Source organism: Oleiphilus sp. HI0123, assembly GCF_001635315.1.
The window spans coordinates 1-345 of the sequence record NZ_LWGE01001889.1 but is presented as its reverse complement, the minus strand read 5'-3'; the positions used below and the strand labels follow the sequence as shown (position 1 = coordinate 345).

1 protein-coding gene is annotated in these 345 nt (G+C 47.5%); it reads right to left on the bottom strand.

The features are described 5' to 3' along the window. Positions 1-345: hypothetical protein (locus A3761_RS28260; protein WP_197473264.1), on the bottom strand; the 345-nt coding region annotated here is incomplete at both ends.

The following is a 345-nucleotide window of genomic DNA, read 5'->3' as shown; positions in this document are numbered from 1 at the left end:
CATTCTTCGTAGGAGCTTTGCTACGGCGCTCGCCACGGTTTTCTGAACGTCTACGGTTAGAAGAGCGAGTAGTGGATTTATTTTCGCTGCTTTTAGCTTCAGGCTTTGTGGTATTGGCTTCTACACTGTCGTCCGCTTTTGCTAAGGTATTGTTTACCACGGGCGCTTCTTCAGGGCGTTGTTTATCCTCATATTTCTTGGCAGGACGGTTACCGCTACGATTTCTGCGCTGCGAACCTTCTTTGTTCTGAGTGCGTGAATCGTTTTGCTTCTGGTCGCGAGTGTTCTCAGAATTTGATCTGTTGCCGCGATTATCATTGCTACGACGCGAGTCATTGTTTTGAT